Origin of the sequence: Nocardioides sp. HDW12B, from assembly GCF_011299595.1 — a bacterium.
In the GTDB taxonomy this organism is placed as follows: domain Bacteria; phylum Actinomycetota; class Actinomycetes; order Propionibacteriales; family Nocardioidaceae; genus Marmoricola_A.
The window spans coordinates 212,154-229,005 of the sequence record NZ_CP049867.1; the positions used below are offsets into that span (position 1 = coordinate 212,154).

At 73.1% G+C, this 16,852-nt stretch carries 17 protein-coding genes; 10 read left to right on the top strand and 7 right to left on the bottom strand.

Annotated features, from left to right (window positions below; translation table 11 throughout):
* Positions 1-199: 199 nt before the first annotated feature.
* Both G7072_RS01010 and G7072_RS01015 read left to right on the top strand, forming a co-directional pair.
* Complete coding sequence (locus tag G7072_RS01010; RefSeq protein WP_166083800.1) at positions 200-538, top strand: Lsr2 family protein; 339 nt, start codon at positions 200-202, stop codon at positions 536-538.
* A gap of 277 nt (positions 539-815) precedes the next feature.
* Complete coding sequence (locus G7072_RS01015) at positions 816-3,338, top strand: ATP-dependent Clp protease ATP-binding subunit (RefSeq protein WP_166083801.1); 2,523 nt, start codon at positions 816-818, stop codon at positions 3,336-3,338.
* 123 nt (positions 3,339-3,461) lie between these two features.
* Here the strand turns inward: G7072_RS01015 and G7072_RS01020 are convergent, their stop codons facing one another.
* Complete coding sequence (locus tag G7072_RS01020; RefSeq protein ID WP_166083802.1) at positions 3,462-3,788, bottom strand: multidrug efflux SMR transporter; 327 nt, start codon at positions 3,786-3,788, stop codon at positions 3,462-3,464.
* A 102-nt stretch (positions 3,789-3,890) separates the two neighbouring features.
* Here G7072_RS01020 and G7072_RS01025 point away from each other — a divergent pair, with 102 nt between their 5' ends.
* Positions 3,891-4,451, top strand: coding sequence for a TetR/AcrR family transcriptional regulator (locus G7072_RS01025; RefSeq protein WP_166083803.1), 561 nt, complete (start codon positions 3,891-3,893; stop codon positions 4,449-4,451).
* A gap of 4 nt (positions 4,452-4,455) precedes the next feature.
* On the opposite strand, the gene G7072_RS01030 is transcribed toward G7072_RS01025, so the two are convergent.
* Entirely contained in the window at positions 4,456-5,340 is an 885-nt protein-coding gene (locus G7072_RS01030; protein ID WP_166083804.1) for an A/G-specific adenine glycosylase, read from the bottom strand.
* Positions 5,341-5,441: 101 nt separating this feature from the next.
* Here G7072_RS01030 and G7072_RS01035 point away from each other — a divergent pair, with 101 nt between their 5' ends.
* Positions 5,442-6,422 carry a hypothetical protein gene (locus G7072_RS01035; protein WP_166083805.1) on the top strand — a complete coding sequence of 327 codons (981 nt, stop codon included), beginning with the start codon at positions 5,442-5,444 and terminating at the stop codon, positions 6,420-6,422.
* A gap of 28 nt (positions 6,423-6,450) precedes the next feature.
* On the opposite strand, the gene disA is transcribed toward G7072_RS01035, so the two are convergent.
* Complete coding sequence (gene disA, locus G7072_RS01040) at positions 6,451-7,536, bottom strand: DNA integrity scanning diadenylate cyclase DisA (protein WP_166083806.1); 1,086 nt, start codon at positions 7,534-7,536, stop codon at positions 6,451-6,453.
* A gap of 52 nt (positions 7,537-7,588) precedes the next feature.
* Positions 7,589-9,007, bottom strand: a complete 1,419-nt coding sequence (gene radA / locus G7072_RS01045) for a DNA repair protein RadA (RefSeq protein ID WP_166083807.1) — start codon at positions 9,005-9,007, stop codon at positions 7,589-7,591.
* 130 nt (positions 9,008-9,137) lie between these two features.
* Here radA and G7072_RS01050 point away from each other — a divergent pair, with 130 nt between their 5' ends.
* Complete coding sequence (locus G7072_RS01050; RefSeq protein WP_166083808.1) at positions 9,138-10,163, top strand: LacI family DNA-binding transcriptional regulator; 1,026 nt, start codon at positions 9,138-9,140, stop codon at positions 10,161-10,163.
* Between the two features lie 27 nt (positions 10,164-10,190).
* Here the strand turns inward: G7072_RS01050 and G7072_RS01055 are convergent, their stop codons facing one another.
* From G7072_RS01055 to G7072_RS01065, 3 genes are all read right to left on the bottom strand, one after another.
* Complete coding sequence (locus G7072_RS01055; protein ID WP_166083809.1) at positions 10,191-10,892, bottom strand: class I SAM-dependent methyltransferase; 702 nt, start codon at positions 10,890-10,892, stop codon at positions 10,191-10,193.
* A 19-nt stretch (positions 10,893-10,911) separates the two neighbouring features.
* Positions 10,912-11,550, bottom strand: a complete 639-nt coding sequence (locus G7072_RS01060) for a VOC family protein (protein ID WP_166083811.1) — start codon at positions 11,548-11,550, stop codon at positions 10,912-10,914.
* A gap of 98 nt (positions 11,551-11,648) precedes the next feature.
* Positions 11,649-12,401 carry a DUF3109 family protein gene (locus G7072_RS01065; RefSeq protein WP_166083812.1) on the bottom strand — a complete coding sequence of 251 codons (753 nt, stop codon included), beginning with the start codon at positions 12,399-12,401 and terminating at the stop codon, positions 11,649-11,651.
* A gap of 75 nt (positions 12,402-12,476) precedes the next feature.
* Here G7072_RS01065 and G7072_RS01070 point away from each other — a divergent pair, with 75 nt between their 5' ends.
* Genes G7072_RS01070 through G7072_RS01090 form a run of 5 tightly spaced genes read left to right on the top strand, consistent with a single transcriptional unit; the run spans position 12,477 to position 16,829 of the window.
* A complete protein-coding gene (locus G7072_RS01070) occupies positions 12,477-13,412 on the top strand; it encodes a Ppx/GppA phosphatase family protein (RefSeq protein ID WP_166083813.1) in 936 nt (311 codons plus the stop codon).
* A gap of 5 nt (positions 13,413-13,417) precedes the next feature.
* Positions 13,418-14,275 carry a sugar phosphate isomerase/epimerase gene (locus G7072_RS01075; protein WP_240917080.1) on the top strand — a complete coding sequence of 286 codons (858 nt, stop codon included), beginning with the start codon at positions 13,418-13,420 and terminating at the stop codon, positions 14,273-14,275.
* Positions 14,272-15,288, top strand: a complete 1,017-nt coding sequence (locus tag G7072_RS01080; RefSeq protein ID WP_166083814.1) for an NAD-dependent epimerase/dehydratase family protein — start codon at positions 14,272-14,274, stop codon at positions 15,286-15,288. The genes G7072_RS01075 and G7072_RS01080 overlap by 4 nt, the downstream gene beginning before the upstream one ends.
* Before the next feature lie 51 nt (positions 15,289-15,339).
* Positions 15,340-16,056: a heme ABC exporter ATP-binding protein CcmA gene (ccmA, locus tag G7072_RS01085; protein WP_166083815.1), complete on the top strand. Its 717-nt coding sequence runs from the start codon at positions 15,340-15,342 to the stop codon at positions 16,054-16,056.
* The gene (locus tag G7072_RS01090) at positions 16,053-16,829 is read left to right on the top strand and encodes an ABC transporter permease (protein WP_240917081.1); all 777 of its coding nucleotides are present in this window, start codon (positions 16,053-16,055) and stop codon (positions 16,827-16,829) included. The genes ccmA and G7072_RS01090 overlap by 4 nt, the downstream gene beginning before the upstream one ends.
* The last annotated feature ends 23 nt before the right edge of the window (positions 16,830-16,852 follow it).

Consider the following 16,852-nt stretch of genomic DNA (forward strand, 5'->3'; position numbering starts at 1 on the left):
GGCCGTGATCCGCCACGACGCGGCCCCGGTCGTCGACTGGGCGGCGGCGGCCGCGGGGACGACGCATTTCGCGGAATAGCCAGGAAAGGCGTCGACACGCGTGGCTCGATTTCCCTTTCTGACGGATATGGATATGCTGAGCCCGATTCTCCGGGGGATACGGAAAGAATCACCCGAAAGCACAGAACGGAAAAGACAAGTGGCACAACGCGTGAATGTGGTTCTCGAGGACGACATCGACGGCACCGACGCCGACGAGACGGTGACGTTCTCCCTCGACGGGGTCCACTACGAGATCGACCTGTCGGCGGCCAACGCCGACAAGCTGCGTGAGTCGCTCTCGCTCTACATCGGCCACGGTCGCAAGACCAGCGGCCGTCGGCGCACCGGTGCACCGGCCCGCAAGGCCGCCGGCTCCGCCGCCTCCGGCCCGTCGGCCGCCGACGTGCGGGCGTGGGCGCGCGAGAACGGCCACGACGTGCCCGAGCGTGGACGCGTGTCCGCCGAGGTCCGCGAGGCGTACGCCGCCGCGCACTGACCGCGCGCTGTACCCGCACCACCTGGATCTGCCTCTCGACCCCTGGTCACGGGCTCCTCGGAGTGTTCGCCAGCAGCGAACTCGTCGACGGAACACAGCCCGCTGACCAGGGGTTGAGCCCTGTGTCGGCCCTCTTGAGGCCCCGTGGAGGGGTCGTGGAGGCCCTCGGCTGCCGGGCATCGCCTTTGCGTTGTCGGACCGCGGACTAGAGTGCAAGGGGACTTGACGATTCCGGCGCAGACCCGCGCCGCATCAGATCGTGGCGAGGAGCAATCACATGTTCGAGCGGTTCACAGACCGAGCACGTCGGGTTGTCGTGCTGGCGCAAGAAGAAGCCCGCATGCTCAGCCACAACTACATCGGCACCGAGCACATCCTGCTCGGTCTCATCCACGAGGGTGAGGGCGTCGCCGCCAAGGCGCTGGAGAGCCTCGGCATCTCGCTGGAGGCCGTCCGCGCGCAGGTCGAGGAGATCATCGGCCAGGGCCAGCAGGCGCCGTCGGGCCACATCCCCTTCACCCCGCGCGCCAAGAAGGTCCTCGAGCTGTCGCTGCGCGAGGCGCTGCAGCTCGGCCACAACTACATCGGCACCGAGCACATCCTGCTCGGCCTGATCCGTGAGGGCGAGGGGGTCGCCGCCCAGGTGCTGGTCAAGCTCGGCGCCGACCTCAACCGGGTCCGCCAGCAGGTCATCCAGCTGCTCTCCGGCTTCCAGGGCAAGGAGACGGCCACCGCCGGCGCCGCCGCGGAGGGCACCCCCTCCAGCTCGCTGGTCCTCGACCAGTACGGCCGCAACTACACGCAGGCCGCGCGCGAGAACAAGCTCGACCCCGTCATCGGGCGCGAGAAGGAGATCGAGCGCGTGATGCAGGTGCTCTCGCGACGCACCAAGAACAACCCGGTGCTCATCGGTGAGCCCGGTGTCGGCAAGACCGCGTGCGTCGAGGGCCTGGCCCAGGCGATCGTGCGCGGCGACGTGCCGGAGACGCTGAAGGACAAGCAGATCTACAGCCTCGACCTCGGCGCCCTGGTGGCCGGGTCGCGCTACCGCGGTGACTTCGAGGAGCGGCTGAAGAAGGTCCTCAAGGAGATCAAGACCCGCGGCGACATCATCCTGTTCATCGACGAGCTCCACACCCTCGTCGGAGCCGGTGCCGCGGAGGGTGCGATCGACGCCGCCAGCATCCTCAAGCCGATGCTGGCCCGCGGCGAGCTGCAGACCGTCGGCGCGACCACGCTCGAGGAGTACCGCAAGTACCTCGAGAAGGACGCCGCTCTCGAGCGCCGCTTCCAGCCCATCCAGGTGGCCGAGCCCACGATCGCGCACACGATCGAGATCCTCAAGGGCCTGCGCGACCGCTACGAGGCCCACCACCGGGTGACGATCACCGACGAGGCGCTCGTGGCGGCGGCGACGCTGGCCGACCGCTACGTCTCCGACCGGTTCCTGCCCGACAAGGCCATCGACCTCATCGACGAGGCCGGGTCGCGGTTGCGCATCCGTCGGATGACCGCTCCGCCGGACCTGCGCGAGTTCGACGACAAGATCGCCGACGTGCGCCGCCGCAAGGAGAGCGCGATCGACAGCCAGGACTTCGAGCTGGCCGCGTCGCTGCGCGACGAGGAGAAGAAGCTCATCGTCGCCAAGGGTGAGCGCGAGAAGCAGTGGAAGGCCGGCGACATGGACGTCGTGGCCGAGGTCGACGAGGAGCTCATCGCCGAGGTCCTCGCGATCGCGACCGGCATCCCGATCGTCAAGCTCTCCGAGGAGGAGTCGACCCGGCTGCTCAAGATGGAGGACGAGCTGCACAAGCGCGTCATCGGCCAGGAGGAGGCCGTCAAGGCGCTCAGCCGGGCCATCCGTCGTACGCGTGCCGGTCTGAAGGACCCCAAGCGTCCCGGTGGCTCGTTCATCTTCGCCGGCCCGTCCGGCGTCGGGAAGACGTGGCTGTCCAAGACGCTGGCGGAGTTCCTCTTCGGTGACGAGGACGCGCTCATCCAGCTCGACATGAGCGAGTTCTCCGAGAAGCACACCGTCTCGCGGCTCTTCGGCTCGCCTCCCGGCTACGTGGGCTACGAGGAGGGCGGGCAGCTGACCGAGAAGGTGCGGCGCAAGCCGTTCTCCGTGGTGCTGTTCGACGAGGTCGAGAAGGCCCACCCGGACATCTTCAACTCGCTGCTGCAGATCCTGGAGGAGGGTCGCCTGACCGACTCCCAGGGTCGGGTCGTCGACTTCAAGAACACCGTGATCATCATGACCACGAACCTCGGCACCCGCGACATCAGCAAGGGCGTCAACCTCGGCTTCCAGCAGATGGGTGACACCCAGGGGTCCTACGACCGGATGAAGGCCAAGGTCTCCGAGGAGCTCAAGCAGCACTTCCGGCCCGAGTTCCTCAACCGTGTCGACGAGATCGTGGTCTTCCCGCCGCTGACGCAGGACCAGATCATCTCGATGGTCGACAACATGCTGGCCGCGGTGAACAAGCGGCTGCTCGACCGCGACATGAGCCTCGAGCTGACCCAGCCGGCCAAGGACCTGCTCGCGGTGCGGGGCTTCGACCCGGTGCTGGGCGCTCGTCCGCTGCGTCGCACGGTGCAGCGCGAGATCGAGGACACCCTGGCCGAGAAGATGCTCTTCGGCGAGGTCGGCCCCGGCCAGATCGTCTACGTCGGCGTGGAGGGCGAGGGCCCGACCGCGACCTTCACCTTCGAGGGCAAGCAGCGCACGACGATCCCCGTCGAGGACCTGCCCCCGCTGGAGTCGATCGACGAGGTCGAGGCGGCCGACGCCGACTGACCCCACGACCGGCCCACGGCCGGAACGGCACCTGGCCCCTGTCACGCCTCCGGGCGTGGCAGGGGCCTGCTGCGTCCCCGGGTCTGGTCCGGTCCGGGAGCGGCGGCGCCGGTCGTCGAGCGGTCAGTGGGCGCCGTGCAGGTTCAGCACGAGCACGCCGGTGACGATCAGGGCGATGGCGCCGATCTTCACCAGGTCCATCGACTCGCCGAGCAGCAGGAAGCCGACGGCGGCGATGCCGGCCGTGCCGAGGCCCGACCAGATCGCGTAGGCGACCGAGACCGGGATCTCGCGCACCACCCAGCTCAGCATCCAGATGGAGGCGGCGTAGCCGCCGAGCACGGCAGCGGTCCACCCCGGGGCGTGGAAGCCCTGGGTGCGGGGGAGAGCGGCGGTTGCGCTGACCTCGATGCCGATGGCGGCAACGAGGACGAGCCACGCGGCGAGCATGAGGAGTCCTGGTGGGTCGTCGGATGTGTAGCGACTGCTACACCCTGCTAATGTAGCACTCGCTACACACCGACGGCCACCCGAGAGACCGCAGGAGGCGACGTGCCCGAGGACCCGTCGTCGCGCCGCGACCTCCTGGCCGAGCAGGCCACCGACTACGCGCTGGAGCACGGCCTCATCGGGCTCAGCCTGCGGCCCCTCGCCGCCGAGCTCGGCACCAGCGACCGGATGCTGCTCTACCACTTCGCCGACAAGGACGACCTCGTCGCGACCATCCTGCGCGTCTCGAACGACCGGTCCGTGGCGGCGCTCGAGGCGCTGCCGACGGCGGCCGACCTCGCCGACGGCGTCCGCCGGCTGTGGCAGGCGCTGCGGCAGGGCCGGCTCGAGCAGTGCCAGCGCCTGTACGTCGAGGCGGCCGCGCTCGGGCTCTTCGGGCAGGAGCCCTACGCGTCGGTCGTCAAGGAGGCCAACGACCGCTGGATGGCGGCCCTCGCCCGCCACCTCGAGGCGGCCGGCTGCCGGCGCGAGGCGTCGACCCGCACAGCGAACCTGGTGGAGTCGGTGATGGTCGGGCTGCTGCTCGACCAGCCGCTGAGCGAGGCCGACGTGCAGGCCCGGGTCGTCGAGGACCTGGCTGCCGCGCTGTCCGCCGCGGGCTGAGCTGTCAGGCGGGCAGCGCGAAGGTGTCCGGACCGACCTGCGTCACGAGCCCGTCCGCCAGCAGGCTGGCGAGGCACCGCTCGCGCTGCTCGTCGCGCAGGCCGCCGCTCCAGACCGCCGTCAGGGACGCACGGTGCACCACGGTGTCGGCGTCGCGCAGCACGTCGAGGAGCCGCCCCCGGCACTGCCGGTCGGTGCCGGCGTAGGTCTGGCCGCGCCGGGGCGGCCCGGCGTCGGGCGGGCTCCCCGCCAGCCGCCACGCGCAGACGTCGGCGACCGGGCACACCGAGCAGGAGGGGGACGCCGAGGTGCACACGACGGCCCCCAGCTCCATGGTGGCGATCGCCCAGCCGGCGGCGTCCGCCTCGTCGTCCGGCAGCAGCGCGGCGGCGCGCTCGCGCTCGGGCTTGTTGAGGCTCGCCGGCGGCAGCTCCTCGCCGGCGACCAGCCGGGTCAGCACCCGACGCACGTTGGTGTCGAGCACGACGTGGCGGTGGCCGTAGGCGAACGACGCCACCGCCGCCGCGGTGTAGTCGCCGATGCCGGGCAGCGCCAGCAGGTCCTCGTAGCGGTCCGGCACCACCCCGTCGTGCTGCTCGACGATCGTGGCGGCCGCGGCGTGCAGCCGCAGCGCCCTCCGGGGGTAGCCGAGCCGACCCCAGGCCCGCACCGCCTCGCCGGCCCCCGCCTCGACGAGGTCGGCCGGCTCCGGCCAGCGCTGCAGCCAGGCCTCCCAGACCGGCGCGACCCGTGGGACCGGGGTCTGCTGGAGCATGATCTCGCTGACCAGGACCCCCCACGGCGTGGTCCCGGGCCGTCGCCAGGGCAGGTCGCGCGCGTGGTCGGCGTACCACCGCAGCAGGCGCGAGTGCAGGTCGGTCGGGTCCATGGGCGGCGCCAGCCTAGCCAGGGCGTCGGATTCGTCGGTGATTCGGGGGCGGGCGGTGTGGCACGACCTGAGGGAGGGTGCCGGCTCGTTACCGTGGGCCCATGACCTCGTCCCGACCGCCCGGCGCCCCCGCGCGCCGTCCGGTCCGAGGCCGACGGCGCCCCCCGGCCCGCGTCTTCTGGGTGCGCCGCGTCGTCGCCCTCGCCCTGGTCGGCGCCCTCGTCTGGGCGTTCGTGGGTCTGGTCGGCATGCTCGACCTCTCCGCCGACGGCGAGACCGAGACGCCGCAGGCGACCACGGCCGGCGCGACGCCGTCGGCCACCCCGACCGTCGACCCCGACGCGGCTGCCGCAGCGGCGGAGCGGCGGGCCGCGGCGCGCGCCCTGCGCATCGTCGAGCGCGCCGAGAAGCGCGACGAGCTCGTCGAGCCCACCGGGCCGTGCGCCGACGGCGAGGTCGTCGTCACCCCCCAGGTCCCCGACGCCCACGCCGGCGCCGACATCACCGTCGAGCTCGAGCTGACCACCGAGGAGTCGGCGGCCTGCACCTTCGAGGTGGACCCCGACGACGTCTTCGTCACCATCAAGGACGACACCAGCACGATCTGGTCCAGCCAGCACTGCCCGGCGACGATGCCGACCGCCACCACGGTGCCGCGCCGCACCACCCCCGACACCGTCAGCTTCACCTGGAACGGCAAGGAGTCGATGACCGGCTGCGCCGTCGACACCGACTGGGTGTTCCCCGGCGTCTACCAGATCACCGCCGTCGCCCGTGGCTCCGTCACCCCGGTCGAGACCCTGTTCGCGCTCGGCAAGCCCGAGCAGACGGAGCCGGCCGAGCCCGAGGAGACCGACGAGGACTCCGAGAGCACCGAGGACGCCGAGAGCTCCGAGGACGCCGCGGCCCGCGAGGACGAGGCCCGGGACGGGTCGACGAGCGACGAGCAGACGGCCGAGCCGGAGACCGAGGAGGAGGCCGCGGAGCGCCGCGAGGCCCGCCGCGAGGCGCTGCGCGAGGCCCGACGGCAGCAGCGCGAGGACCAGCGCGAGGACCAGCGCGCGGAGCGCGACGCCGGCTGAGCCCGGTCAGGGACGTCGAGCCCGTGGCTCAGACGTAGCGCTCGAGGATGCTGGACTCGGCGAGCCGGGACAGTCCCTCGCGCACGCTGCGCGCGCGCAGCTCGCCCACGCCGTCGACGGCCTGGAGGTCGTCGATGCCGGCGCCGAGCAGCTTCTGCAGGCCCCCGAAGTGGTCGACGAGCCGCTCGACCACGGTGGCGGGCAGCCGGGGCACCTTCGCCAGCAGCCGGTAGCCGCGGGGGGCGACCGGGCTGTCGAGCATCTCGGTGCTGCCCAGGCCCAGGGCCGCGGCGACCGCACTGACGTCGACGAGGGTCGTCGCGTCGAGCTCCTGCATGTCGGTCAGCACCACCTCGTGAGCCCGGGCCTTCTTGCCGGCCGGCTGGTAGTCGCGCACGACGAGGAACCGGTCCTGGTCGACGCCGGTCACCAGCTCCTCGAGCTGCAGCGCCATCAGGCGGCCGTCGGTGCCGAGCTCGAGCACGTAGTCCTCGATCTCGCGGGCGATGCGGGCGACCATCTCGAGGCGCTGGGCCACGACGGCCACGTCCCGGACGGTGACGAGGTCCTCGATCTCGAGGGCCGACAGGGTGCTGGAGACCTCGTCGAGGCGCATCTTGTAGCGCTCGAGGGTCGCCAGCGCCTGGTTGGCCCGCGCCAGGATCGAGCCGGTGTCCTCGAGGACGTAGCGGCGCTCGCCGACGTACAGCGCGATGATCTGCATCGACTGCGACACCGAGATGACCGGGTAGCCGGTCATGCGGGCGACGCGGTCCGCGGTGCGGTGGCGGGTGCCGGTCTCCTCGGAGTGGATGGTCGCGTCGGGCATGAGGTGCACCGCGGCCCGGATGATGCGGGTGGCGTCGGCGTCGAGGATGATCGCGCCGTCCATCTTGGCCAGCTCGCGCAGACCGGTCGCCGAGAAGGGGACGTCGAGGCGGAAGCCGCCGCTGGAGATCGTGTCGATGGTGCGGTCGGTGCCCAGCACGATGAGGGCGCCGGTGCGACCCCGCAGGATCCGCTCCAGCCCGTCGCGCAGCTGGGTGCCGGGGGCGACCCCGGCCAGCACCGCGCGCAGGCGCTCGACGTCGTCGGGACGGTCGGGGGGTGCCACGGGCGCTCCTCGGTTCGCGGACGTGCGTCGGTCGTGGGCCGAGTCTAGAGCGTCAGGGTCGTCGCGAGGCGGAGACGGGGCCCGTCAGCTGGACGACCTGCAGCGCGCCGCGCAGATCCGGCGCCGCCGCGACCTCGAGACCGTCGACCCGCCGGCTGCCGATCTGTCCGGGCTCGGCGGAGACCAGCGCGAGCTTGAAGCCGATGCGGGCGGCCTCGGACAGCCGCCGGTCGAGCTCGGGCACCCGACGCAGCTCGCCGGCCAGGCCGATCTCGCCGATCGCGATCATGTCGGCCGGCAAGTGGAAGCCGCGCGCGGCGCTCGCGATCGCGAGTGCCATGGCGAGGTCGCCCGCCGGCTCCGAGACCCGGGCGCCGCCGACGGTGGAGGCGAAGACGTCCTGGCGCCCCAGCGCCAGGCCCTCCCGCGCCTCCAGCACGGCCAGCACCTGGGCGAAGCGGGCGGACTCGATGCCCGAGGACGTGCGGCGCGGGCGCTCCATCGGCGACGGGGCGACCAGGGCCTGGATCTCGGTGAGCAGCGGCCGCCGTCCCTCGAGGGTCACCGACACGCAGGTGCCCGGGACCGGTTGGTGGTGGCGCGAGACGAACAACCCCGACGGGTCGACCACGGCGTTGATGCCGTCGCCGGACAGGTCGAAGCAACCGACCTCGTCGACCGGGCCGAAGCGGTTCTTCAGCGCCCGCACCATCCGCAGCCGGGTGGAGCGCTCGCCCTCGAAGTGCAGCACCACGTCGACCATGTGCTCGAGGACCCGCGGCCCCGCGATGCCGCCGTCCTTGGTCACGTGGCCCACCAGGATGGTGGCCATCCCGCGGGTCTTGGCCTGGCGGACCAGGGCCGCGGTCACCTCCTTGACCTGGCTGATGCCTCCGGGCACCCCGGCGAGGCCGGGCGCGTCGATGGTCTGCACCGAGTCGACCACCAGCAGGTCGGGGCGCAGCTGCTCGACGTGGCCGAGCAGCACCCCGAGGTCGGTCTCGGCCGCCAGGTAGAGGTCGTGGTGGACCCCGCGGCACCGGTCCGCGCGCAGACGCACCTGCGCGGCGGACTCCTCCCCGGAGACGTAGAGGACCCGCCGGCCGCTGCGCGCCGTCCGGGCGGCCACGTCGAGGAGCAGGGTGGACTTGCCGACGCCGGGCTCGCCGGCCAGCAGGATGACCGCACCCGGCACCAGGCCGCCGCCGAGCACGCGGTCGAGCTCCTCGACCCCGCAGCTGGTCGCCTGGGACTCCTCGATGGGCACCTGCCCGATCGGGACGGCCGGCGTGACGGGGGTGGTGGCGGCCGGCGCGGTGCTCTCGCCGCCACCGGCGGTGCGGACCTCGGCCATGCTGCCCCAGGCCTGGCAGTCGTGGCAGCGACCCACCCACTTGGCCGTCTCCCAGCCGCACTCGGAACAGGTGAAGACGCTGCGGACGCGCGGGGCACGGGCGGTGGAGCGAGTCATGACAGGCACGGTAGGCGAGGGCTCCGACAGTGCTGGTACGGCGCTCCGCCGCGACGGGTCGACGACAGGTAGCATGAGCGGGTTGGAACGATCCAGACGCCGTGCAGGGTCTGCTCACGGGAGGACAGCAATGCCGGGACGACACCGCCCCGTGGCCACGCTGGCCACCGTCGCGGCCGCGGCCGGCGTCTCGCGGCAGACGGTCTCGAACGCGCTGAACAGCCCCGAGCTGCTGCGCCCCGACACCCTCGAGCGGGTGCAGACCGCGATCGAGACCCTCGGCTACACGCCGAACCGGGCCGCCCGCAACCTGCGCACCCGCACCTCCCACCTCGTCGGGCTGCGCCTCGAGCCGGCCGTCGAGGGCACCGCGTCGGGCCTGATGGACCGCTTCCTGCACTCGCTGGTCGAGTCGTGCAAGGAGGCCGGCCTCCACATCCTGCTGTTCACGGCCGAGGACGTGAGCGACCCGCTCGACGGCTACGACGCGCTGCTGCGCTCGGCGGCCGTGGACGCGTTCCTCGTCACCGACACCTACCGCGGCAACCCGCAGGCGCAGTGGCTCGAGGAGCGCCAGGTGCCGTTCGTGTCCTTCGGACGCCCGTGGGAGGAGCCCTCCGCGTCCCACCCGTGGGTCGACGTCGACGGCCGGGCCGGGGTCATGCTCGCCGTCGACCACCTCGCCGACCGTGGTCACGAGCGCATCGCCTGGGTCGGGTGGCAGAAGTCGTCGTACATCGGGGAGGACCGCCGCAGCGGGTGGGTCGACCGCATGCACGAGCGCGGGCTGTCGACCACGCGGCTGAGCGCGCGTGGCGAGGACACCATCGAGTTCGGCCGGCGCGCCGCGCACGCCATGCTCGACTCCGACCAGCCCTCGGCCTTCGTGTGCTGCAGCGACACCATCGCCATGGGGGTGCTGCAGGCCATCAACGAGCGCGGGCGACAGGCGGGACCGCACGACCTCTCGCTCGTCGGCTTCGACGACTCGCTCGCCGCGCAGGTCGTGCCGCCGGGGCTGACGTCGGTGCGCCAGCCGCTCGAGGAGGTCGCGGTCCAGATCGTGCGGCTGCTCGAGGACCGCCTCGTCATGCGGTCGATCGAGGACGCCCACGTCATCCTCACCCCCGAGCTCCGCCTGCGCGCCAGCTCCTGAGCTTCCCGGCCGACGCGGGCGGGTTGGTCAGGCGCGGCGCCACCAGAGGTTGACGGCGTAGTCGATCTCGAGGCCGGCGGAGGCCGGGTGCTCGACCAGCGCTGCCTCGGCGGTGGCGGGGTCGAGCTCGATGCGCACGACCTGCTCGAGGTCGGCCCGCGTCTCGAAGCGCCAGGCGATCGTGAGGGGCTCGCGCTCCCAGCCCTGTGCCGACCAGAAGCGCTCGACCGCGGCCGGGTCGACGCTCGGGTAGCCCCGCCGGAACCACCGGCCGAAGGTCGACCGGGTGCCGTCGTTGTCGACGACGAACGCCGTGCCACCCCGGCGCAGCACGCGCGTGAGCTCGCGCAGCCCCGGCTCGCAGCCCGGTCCGAAGAAGTACGACCAGCGCGCGTGGGTGACGTCGACCGAGGCGTCGGGCAGCGGCAGCGCCTGGGCGGTGCCGGCGCGCACCTCGACCTTGTCGAGCCGGCGGGTGCGCCGCGCCGCGAGGGCCACCAGCGGCGGGTGCGGCTCGACCCCGACGACGTGCCGCGCGGTGGCGGCGAAGCGGGGCAGGTGGAAGCCGGAGCCGCAGCCGACGTCGAGGACGTCGCGCCCGGCCCAGTCGGCGATCGACCGCATCGCGGTCTCGATGACGCCGTCGGGGTCGCAGGCCCGGTTCTCCAGCTCGTACGTCGCGGTGTGGTGCCAGATGTTGGGGGAGGGGACCACCCCGTCGCCGCTCACGCGGCCCGACCCGTCGACGTCAGATGCGGACGGGGCCGGCGGGGGTGCTGAACTTCGCCGCCACGAGACCGGGGGTGCCGTTGCGCCCGACCCAGTCGACCTTGACGTCCTCGAGCGGACCCTCGACCGGACGGCCGAGCCACTCGCTCACGCGGTTGGGGTCTCCGGCGATCTCCAGGCACTCCAGGTGCACCCGGTCCGAGCACCCGAGGCTCGGGTGGTCCTCGGCGTAGTTCTCCCACTGCACGAAGAACGGCAGCTGCGGGTCGGACTGCAGGCCCTTGACGCCGATCTGCTTCCAGCGCAGCTCGTGGCCGTCCGGCCGGTAGCGGTTGCCCTGCACGGCCTCGCGGCCCAGGCGCTCCTCGAGCGGGGCGACGTCGGAGACGGCGATCACCCACCCGAGCCAGCCGCCGCCCAGCTCGGAGCGCGCACGCACGGCCTGGCCGAAGGGAGCCTTGTCGGAGGCGGGGTGGTCGAGGCACTCGACCACCTCGACGTAGGTGCCCGCGCTGAGCGGCAGCACCATGTTGCGGGTCCCGAAGCGGGGGTGGATCCCGCCGTCCAGGAACGGTTCACCGAGCAGGTCCCCCAGCCGACGTGCGGTGCTGGCGAGCCCATCCGGTCCGGCGGCGTACGAGAGATGGTCCAGGCGCATTCCGTCATTGTGGACCGACCGCCGCGGGCCCGGAACAGCGGGGTCGGGCAAGTCCGCGACCGGAGGGCCGACGCCTGCGACCCCGCCCGCCGGGTGGTTCAGCGGGTGAGACGGTCCCGGCTCGCAGGGTGGATGGCCAGGGCGCTGCGCGAGCGCAGGTGGGTCGCGCAGTGCTGCGCCAGCTCGTCGTACGCCGCCGCGCCCATCAGCTCGGTGAGCTCGGTGGCGTTGGTGACGTAGACCGCCTCGGCGGCGACGTGGGCCTCGGTGTTGCCCGAGCAGTACCAGTCGAGGTCGTGACCGCCGGGTCCCCAGCCGGAGCGCTGGTACTCCGCGATCGTGATCTCCAGGTAGCTCGTGTCGTCGGGCAGCTCGACGGTGCGGTAGGTGCGTCGGATCGGCAGCTGCCAGCAGACGTCGGGCTTGGTCGCGACGAAGTGCTGGCCGGTGCGCAGCGCCAGCCCGTGCAGCGCGCAGCCGGCGCCGGCGGGGAACCCCGGACGGTTGAGGAAGACGCAGGCGCCGTCGACCACGCGGGTCTTGCGCTCGCCGTCGTCGTCGGTCTCGACCCAGCGCTTGCGGCCCTTCGGGCGCAGCTGCCAGTCGGCGTCGGTGAGCTGCTCGACCTGGGCCGCCACCCGGGCCTCGTCGGCCTCGTCGCTGAAGTGGGCGCCGAGCGTGCAGCAGCCGTCGTCGGGCCGGTCGGCGTAGATGCCCTGGCAGCCGTTGCCGAAGATGCACGACCAGCTCGAGGTCAGCCACGTGAGGTCGCAGCGGAAGACCTGCTCGGCGTCGTCGGGGTCGGCGAACTCGACCCACGCGCGGGGGAAGACCGGATCGACCTCTGGCACGGCCGTGAGCCTAGCCCCCTGGGTGTCTGGACCGTTGCGGCCGGGCCGCGCCCCCGCGCACGCTAGGTTGAGGGGGTGCGCCTCGGGGTCCTCGACATCGGGTCCAACACCGGACATCTCCTGGTGGTGGACGCTGCCGGCGGTGCCGCACCCCTGCCGGCCTACTCCTTCAAGGAGCCGCTGCGACTCGCCGAGCACCTCGACGACGACGGCGCGATGACCCAGAAGGGCATCGCCGCGCTGGTCGACTTCGTCGGGTCCGCCCTCGACGTCGCGGAGAGCAAGGGCTGCGAGGACATGTACGCCTTCGCGACCTCGGCCACCCGCGACTCCGCCAACTCCGACGAGGTCCTCGACGCCGTCAAGGACGAGACCGGGGTCGAGCTCGAGGTGCTCCCCGGTGACGACGAGGCCCGGCTGACGTTCCTCGCCGTACGCCGCTGGTTCGGGTGGTCCTCGGGACGGCTGCTCGTGTTCGACATCGGCGGCGGCTCGCTGGAGATCGCGACCGGTCAGGACGAGAACCCCGACGTCGTGCAGTCGCTGCCGCTCGGGGCCGGACGGCTGACCCGCGGCCTGCTGACCGAGGACCCGCCGGAGGCCAAGACCGTCCGCAAGCTGCGCAAGAGCATCCGCGCCGACCTGGCCCGCGAGGCCGGGAAGGTGCTGCGCGCCGGCGAGCCGCAGCACGCGGTGGCGACGTCCAAGACGTTCCGGTCGCTGGCCCGCATCTGCGGCGCCGCGCCGTCGGGCGAGGGCATGTTCGTCCGCCGCACGCTGAGCGCCGAGACGCTGCGCGAAAAGCTCGACGACCTGCTGGCCATGGACGACGACGCGCGCCAGGAGCTGCCCGGGGTCTCCCCGCGACGCTCGCGCCAGCTGGTCGCCGGCGCGCTGGTGGCCGACGCGGTCATGGACATCTTCGGCGTCGAGGAGCTCGAGATCTGCCCCTGGGCGCTGCGTGAGGGCGTCATCCTCGAGCGGCTCGACGAGCTCAGCATCCTCGGCTGACGGCGGTGACGGTGTCCAGCGGCGAGGGCCCGACGACGGGGACGGACGGCCTCCTCGGTCCCGAGATCAAGGTCGCGCTCTCGACCGCCTCGGTCTACCCGGAGTCGACGGCGGCGGGGTTCGAGATGGCGGTGCGGCTCGGCTTCGACGCCGTCGAGGTGATGGTGGGCGTCGACGAGACCAGCCAGGACCTCGACCAGGTCGCCCACCTCGCGGAGTACCACCGGATCCCGGTGTGCGCGGTCCACGCCCCCTGCCTGCTGCTCACCCAACGGGTCTGGGGGCTCGACCCCTGGGGCAAGCTCGAGACCAGCACCGAGATGGCCCGACGGGTGGGCGCCGACGTCGTCGTCGTGCACCCGCCGTTCCGCTGGCAGCGCGACTACGCCCGCGGCTTCGTCGAGGGGGTGGCGATGATGGAGGAGCGGACCGGCGTGCGGATCGCGGTGGAGAACATGTACCCGTGGCGCACGCGACGCCGCGAGACCGAGGTCTACGCGCCGGACTGGGACGTCACCGGCTCGGCGTACGCCACCACGCGGCACACGACCCTCGACGTGTCGCACGCCTCCACCGCCCAGCAGGACTCCCTCGAGCTGGCCCGCGCGCTCGGCGACCGGCTGCGGCACATCCACCTGACCGACGGGTCGGGCAGCGCCAAGGACGAGCACCTCGTGCCGGGCCGCGGCACCCAGCCGGTGGCGGCGATGCTCGAGCACGTCGCCGGCTCCGGCTTCGACGGCCACGTCGTGCTGGAGATCAACACCCGCCGCTCCGGCGGACGCCGTCAGCGGGAGACCGACCTCATCGAGGGCCTCGCCTTCGCCCGCCTCCACCTCTCGCCCCGGCCGGCACCGGCATGAGGCTGCTCGTCCTCGGCGGCACCTCGTTCGTGGGCCGTGCCGTGGTGCAGGCGGGCGTCGCCGCCGGCCACGACGTCACCACCCTCAACCGCGGCACCACCGGTCCCGACGAGCCGGGGGTCGACGTACGCCGGGCCGACCGGCGCGACCCCGACGCCGTCCGGGCCGCGCTCGGGAGCGACACCTGGGACGCCGTGGTCGACACCTGGTCGTCGGAGCCCCGACCGGTGGCGACGACCGCCGACCTGCTGGCCGACCGTGTCGGGCACCACGGCTACGTGTCGAGCCGCTCGGTCTACACCTGGCCGCCTCGTGCGGGCGGCGACGAGTCGGAGCCGGTCGTGGCGGGCGACCCGCGGAGCGACGACGCGGCGGACTACGCGGCGGCGAAGCGCGGTGGCGAGCTCGCCGTGCTGGAGCGCTTCGGGGACCGCTGCCTCCTCGCCCGTGCCGGGCTGATCCTCGGTCCGCACGAGAACGTCGGCCGGCTGCCGTGGTGGCTGCGCACGACCCGCGACGCCGACGCGGCTGCCCGGTCCGGGCGCGACGGCCGGGTCGTGGCCCCAGGGCCGCGGGAGCGGCCGTTGCAGCTGGTGGACGCCCGCGACCTCGCGGGCTGGATGGTGCGCTGCGCCGAGAGCGGCACCACCGGCACCTTCGACGCCGTCAGCCCGCCGGGCCACACCACCATCGGGGCGCTCCTGGACGCGTGCGTCGCGGTGACCGGGGGAGGCGCGGAGCTGGTGTGGGTCACCCCCGAGCGGCTGGCCGGGGCCGGGGTCTCCGGCTGGAGCGACCTGCCGGTCTGGACGCCGCCCACCGGGGAGCTGGCCGCCCTGCACGACAGCGACACGTCGGCCGCGGCGACCGCCGGCCTCACGGTGCGCCCGGCCGAGGAGACCGTCGCCGACACCTGGGCCTGGCTGCGCGGGCTCGACGAGGAGCCCTGGCAGATCCCCGGACGGGGCGTCACCGGCCTGACCGCGGCCCAGCGAACGGCCCTCCTCGACTGAGCCGGTCCCTGGGGAGTGACCGGGAGCCTGCCGGGGCCCTACGGTCGGAGGATGCCGAGCCCGCCGGCGGTCGTGGCCCGGGACCTCCACGTGGTCCGGGGCGGCACCGTCGCGGTCGACCACCTGACCTTCGAGGCGGCGGCGGGCGAGGTGCTGGGCCTGCTGGGTCCCTCGGGCTGCGGCAAGACCTCGCTGATGCGGGCGCTCGTCGGCGTGCAGAAGGTGGCCGGGGGAGAGGTCACGGTGCTCGGCGGCCCGGCCGGGTCGTCCCCGCTGCGACGTCGCGTCGGCTACGTCACCCAGTCCGCCAGCGTGTACGCCGACCTGACGGTGGTCGAGAACCTGCGCTTCTTCGCCCGGGTGCTGCGCGCCGACCCCGACGCCGTACGCCGCAGCCTGGAGCGGGTCGACCTGACCGGCCAGGCCGACCGGGTCGTGGCGACGCTGTCGGGGGGCCAGCGCAGCCGGGTCTCGCTCGCGGTGGCGCTGCTGTCCCGGCCCGAGGTGCTGGTGCTCGACGAGCCCACCGTCGGTCTCGACCCGGTGCTGCGCCGCGACCTGTGGCGGCTGTTCCACGTCCTGGCCGACCAGGGCTGCTGCCTCGTCGTGTCGAGCCACGTCATGGACGAGGCCGAGCGCTGCGACCGGCTGCTGCTCATGCGCGCCGGCCGGCTCCTCGCCGAGGGCACCCCCGCGGAGCTGCTGTCCCGGACCGGCGCCACGACGGTGGAGGACGCCTTCCTGCGGCTCGTCGAGGACGCCCCGTGAGTGCCCTGCCGTCGCCGCGCGTGACGCTCGCCGTCGCGGCCCGCGTGCTGCGCCAGGTCCGCCGCGACCACCGCACCTTGGCCATGCTGGTGGTGCTGCCGAGCGTCGTGCTCACCCTGCTGTGGTGGATGTTCCGCGAGGTGCCGACCGTGGTGGGCAGCCCGTTCGACTCCCTCGGCCCGCCGCTGCTGGCGATCATCCCCTTCATCGTGATGTTCCTGGTGACGTCGGTGACCACGTTGCGCGAGCGCACCTCGGGCACGCTCGAACGGTTGCTGTCGATGCCGGTCGGCAAGCTCGACCTCCTGGGCGGCTACGCCGTCGCCTTCGGCCTGCTCGCGCTGGTGCAGTCGACGCTCGCGGTGGCGGTCTGCGTCGGCCTCCTCGGGCTCGCGGTCGAGGGACCGGTCGCCGTCCTCGTCGTGGTGGCGGTCGCCGACGCGGTGCTCGGCACGGCGCTGGGGCTCCTGGTCTCCGCCTTTGCGGCCACCGAGTTCCAGGCGGTGCAGTTCATGCCGCTCGTGGTCATCCCGCAGATCCTGCTGTGCGGGCTCTTCGTGCCCACCGACCAGATGCCGTCGGTGCTGGGGGCCGTCGCGTCCGTGCTGCCGCTGACCTACGCGGTGGAGGCCATGCAGGCCGTCGCCGGCGGCGGATCGTCGACCTGGGACGGAGTGGCCGGCGACGTGGGGGTCGACCTCCTCGTCGTGCTCGCGTTCGCCGTGGTGGCGCTGGGCCTCGGGGCCGCCACGCTGCGACGACGTACGGCGTAGCCTGGGCGCCATGACCGGACCTG